The organism is Candidatus Culexarchaeum yellowstonense (assembly GCF_024707025.1).
Taxonomy (GTDB): domain Archaea; phylum Thermoproteota; class Methanomethylicia; order Culexarchaeales; family Culexarchaeaceae; genus Culexarchaeum.
Genome location: NZ_JANGFQ010000106.1, coordinates 1 through 3,840, shown reverse-complemented (window position 1 = coordinate 3,840; position 3,840 = coordinate 1). Strand labels below are relative to the sequence as shown.

3 protein-coding genes are annotated in these 3,840 nt (G+C 41.1%); 2 read left to right on the top strand and 1 reads right to left on the bottom strand.

Annotated features, from left to right (window positions below; translation table 11 throughout):
* On the bottom strand, positions 1-1,280 hold a 1,280-nt coding region (locus MRT15_RS09085; RefSeq protein WP_304329770.1), incomplete at its 3' end, for an amidohydrolase family protein.
* A 116-nt stretch (positions 1,281-1,396) separates the two neighbouring features.
* On the opposite strand from MRT15_RS09085, the gene MRT15_RS09080 reads away from it, so the two are divergent.
* The gene (locus tag MRT15_RS09080) at positions 1,397-3,010 is read left to right on the top strand and encodes an amidohydrolase (RefSeq protein ID WP_304329769.1); all 1,614 of its coding nucleotides are present in this window, start codon (positions 1,397-1,399) and stop codon (positions 3,008-3,010) included.
* Between the two features lie 33 nt (positions 3,011-3,043).
* Positions 3,044-3,840 (top strand): aminotransferase class III-fold pyridoxal phosphate-dependent enzyme (locus MRT15_RS09075; RefSeq protein ID WP_304329768.1); only part of this gene is annotated, 797 nt, incomplete at its 3' end.

Sequence of the window (3,840 nt, the reverse complement as noted above, 5' to 3'; positions counted from 1 at the left end):
TGTGGTTTCCCTCTTCCTAGAGGTTCGTATGGTGCTATGCTGGATCCATCCGTTCCAACCATTGTGTATGGGCTTTTCAATGCTTCCAACATATCCTCTTCCCTCATCATGTGTAGTATTATTTGCACTCTCCCCTCCTCCTCTATTATTAGGTCGAATGCTTGATCGTATGGGTCTTTCCCATTCATTTTAGCTATTTCACTTATGCTTAATCCCTCGTATTGCTTATTCTTTTCACAGGATGCCACCACTATCTTATCCCATCCTGCTAGGTTTGCGAGGTTCTCCCATCCCTCAGTGCTCGTTTCTATATCCCTCCTTATCTTAGCTCTTTGCTCAGGATCTTTTAGCCTCTTAATCATCTCCTCTATTCCGCCTACATGGGCCCATGGTGGTATGCAAGCAGTTAAACTTGTGCTTCCAGCGGTGTATGGGTAGAAGTCTGCTGTTACATCCACACCTTCCCATCTTGCTTCTTCAATTCTTTTCAGTGCTTCCACAATTTTACCCCAATTCCTAACTCCAGCTGATTTTAAATGTGAAATTTCCACTCTAATATTTGCTTCTCTCCCTATCCTTATTGCTTCCATTATGGCTTCCATGAGTTTATCCGCTTCACTCCTTATGTGTGAGGAGTATATTCCACCATACTTTGCAGCTACTTTTGCAAGTTCAATTATTTCTTCAGTTTTAGCGTAGCTTCCAGGGGTGTATATGAGTCCTGTGGATAGTCCGAAGGCTCCATCCTTCATGCATTGCTCCAGCAATTTCTTCATTTCCTCAATTTCCTCCATGGTTGGCTCCCTATTTTCATATCCCATTACATTAACTCTTAATGTTCCATGTCCTATTAGTGGGGCAACGTTTAATGCAATTCCATTTTTCATGAGCTTCTCCTTATACTCCCTATATGTTGACCAATCCCATGTTATGTACTGTGCAAGTTCACCGAGTCTCCTCTTAAATTCACTTAGCCTTTTTGGTAGTATTGGTGCCATGCTTGAACCGCAATTACCTATGACTTCCAATGTAACCCCCTGTCTAATTTTGCTTTCAGCTTTAGGATTTATTAGTAGGTATGCGTCTGAGTGGCTGTGCATATCTATGAATCCTGGTGCCACCATTAACCCTTCGGCGTTTATCACATGTTCTCCACTCTTAAATCTCCCCTTCCTCTTGATTTCCACTATCTTGCCATTTCTTATGGCTATGCTTCCATAGTACCATGGGCTTCCAGTTCCATCAACTATCTTTGCATTATTTATTATTATGTCGTACATTTGATCACCATTGATATGTATCAATTCATTCCTTATATTACTCTTTCTAATGGGATTTGGGGTTGATTATGCTTAAATAGTTTTGAGCGACATTACATTATAATTGATGATTTTGTATGGCCGGTTTGAAGGCTGATCTCGTATTGGTTAATGGTAAGATATACTCCTTTGATGAGGAGGGTAGGGTTTTTGAGGCTTTAGCTGTTAAGGATGGCAAGATAGTCTTCTTGGGATCTTCTAGGGATGTTAAGGATTTCATTGGCGATAAAACTTTGACTATTGATTTGAAGGGGAAACCTGTCTTTCCCGGTTTTATTGATACGCATATACATTTCATTGGGGTTGGGCTTTCGCTTATGATGTTAGATTTGAGGGATGTTAAATCCATAGGTGAATTTAAGAGTATGGTTAAGAGGTATGCTGAGGGTCTGGAGCCTGGGAAGTGGATTCTTGGTAGAGGTTGGGATCAAGATAAGTTTTATGAGAAGAGGTATCCAAATAGGTGGGATTTAGATGAAGTTGCACCCAAAAATCCAGTCTTCCTTAGGAGGGTTTGCGGTCATATTGCAGTAGCCAATTCCATGGCTTTAAGGATTGCTGGAATTGATAAGTCTACCCCCGATCCTGAAGGTGGGAGGATTGATAGGGATGAGAGTGGTGAACCCACGGGGATACTTAGGGAGTCTGCCATGAGGCTTGTTTGGTCTAAGATTCCACAACCATCCCTCGATGATTATGTTAAGGCTGTGGAGCTTGCATGTAATGAAGCCTTATCCCATGGGATAACAACAGTACATTTTGTTTCAGCAATTCCAGAGGAGATTGAAGCTTTACAAGTTGCTAGGAGTTTGGGGAAGCTTAAGGTTAGAGTTTGCCTATACATTTCAGCTGAGCATTTAGATGAATTGCTGAGTTTAAGGTTGAAGAGGGGGTTTGGTGATGATTTCATAAAGATTAATGGCATTAAAGTTTTGATTGATGGTTCTCTTGGAGCTAGAACTGCAGCTTTGAGATCACCATACAATGATGATCCAAGTAGTATGGGTATTTTGACAATGCCCATTGAAAGGTTTAGGGATATTGTGCCTAAAGCTCATGATGGTGGATTGCAAGTTGCAGTTCATGCCATTGGCGATAGAGCTGTGGAATTGGCTTTAAAAGTTTTCAGTGAAGTTCTTTCAAAGAATCCGAAGGTTGATCATAGGCATAGGATTGAACATGCATCAATAATGTCTCCAGAACTAATTAAATTGATGAGCGATCTAGGTGTATGTGCATCCATTCAGCCTAGATTCATAATATCAGATTTCTGGGCTGTGGATAGGGTTGGACCTAATAGAGCTAAGTGGGTTTACCCATTTAAGAGCATGATGAAAGCTGGTGTCAAAATTGCTGGTGGATCAGATTGCCCAGTAGATCCACTAGACCCATTATATCAAATATATTCCGCTGTGAGTAGGGGGAGGTATGATGGCATAGAACTGTACAAGTACACATATGATGAATGTCTAACCCCGGTGGAGGCAGTATCCCTATTCACGAGGAATGCTGCTTACATCGGGTTTGAAGAGAAGGTTAAGGGGTCTCTTGAAGTTGGGAAATATGCTGATATGGTTGTCCTATCGGAAGACCCATTATCCATAGATGAGAGTAGGATAAAGGATGTCAAGGTTTTAATGACCATAGTTAATGGGGGAATCGTATACAAGTCTAATTTGGAAAGCTTTTAAAGTTAAGTTAATGAGTAAAGTTTGGTGAAGGATTTGACTGAAATTGATGTCCCGAAAATAATAGTTACACCTCCAGGACCTAATGCCAAGAAGATTGTAGAGGAAGATGAGAAGTTTCTAATGCAATCCTTTGTACGCTGGTATCCATTGGTTTTGAAGGAGGCTAAGGGTTGCATATTAACCGATGTTGATGGGAACAAGTATATTGATTTGAATGCTGGTATAGCAGTTACCTCTGTGGGTCATTGTCATCCAAAGGTTGTGGAGGCAATTAAGAGGCAAGCTGAGAAATACCTTCACTACTCATTAACAGACTTCTGGTATGATGTTGCTGTGGAATTGGCTAAGAAACTCTGCAGAATAACTCCTGGAAACTTTGAGAAGCGTGTATTCTTCTGTAATAGTGGTGCTGAAGCTGTTGAAGGTGCAATGAAGGTTGCTAGAGGATACTTTAAAGGTTCAAGGCCATATGTGATGGCATATATAGGGGCGTTTCATGGTAGATTGTTTGGAAGCGTCACTCTAACGTCCAGTAAGCCTGTTCAGCGTAAGTGGTTTTCACCCCTACTCCCAGGCGTTGAGCACGTTCCATACCCATATTGTTATAGGTGCCCATGGAAACAGAATTACCCTGAATGTGGATATTGGTGTGTAGACTTCATAGATGAATACTACTTTAAGAAGTTTGTTCCACCAGATGAAACCAGTTGCATAGTTTTTGAACCGATACAGGGTGAGGGCGGCTACATAGTTCCACCACCAGAATATTGGTCTAGGATTAGGAAGTTATGTGACAATTACGGTATACTAATGGTTTCAGATGAAGTTCA

Coding starts and splice junctions, on each gene's coding strand:
- MRT15_RS09080 (WP_304329769.1), top strand. CDS start 1,397: ATGGCCGGTTTGAAGGCTGATCTCGTATTGGTTAATGGTAAGATATAC.